1 protein-coding gene is annotated in these 457 nt (G+C 53.8%); it reads right to left on the reverse strand.

From position 1 onward, the window contains the following. A partial coding sequence (locus CBF90_RS16365; protein WP_242435705.1) for a phage tail protein occupies nucleotides 1-457 on the reverse strand: 457 nt, incomplete at both ends.

The following is a 457-nucleotide window of genomic DNA, read 5'->3' on the forward strand; positions in this document are numbered from 1 at the left end:
AATCCGTACCGGATGCACTGGCACTGTGGGTGTGCGACTTAATTCCATCCTGTTCCTGAGACAATACAGCACGACCGCTGGCGGGTTTCCCCTTGATTGTCCAGCCTCGCATATCAGGAAGCACACCCGATGGATACGCGACAGCAAGTTTTGGGTAGGCTGATTTGTCAAACGCCTGCCCCTGCATCAGGACGTAGCCAGACGGAACGATATCTGATGGCCACGGGATCGGCGCACCTGCCGGAAAGGCCGAATTCTCACCGGCCCCAAGGTATTCAAGAACATCTGCAACGGAATTTTTTGCCAGAATATCCCTGCCAACCTGAGTCAGTTCAGTCAGGCTGGCGGCATCATTTTCCGCAAAATACGGTAATTTATTTTTCGCCGTGGAAAGCCCTGCCAGCGCCGTCAGTGTCGCATTCTTCGGTTGTTTACCCGCAAGCGCGTTAGTCATGGT

It is taken from the genome of Microbacterium sp. AISO3 (genome assembly GCF_002204305.1).
In the GTDB taxonomy this organism is placed as follows: domain Bacteria; phylum Actinomycetota; class Actinomycetes; order Actinomycetales; family Microbacteriaceae; genus Microbacterium; species Microbacterium arborescens.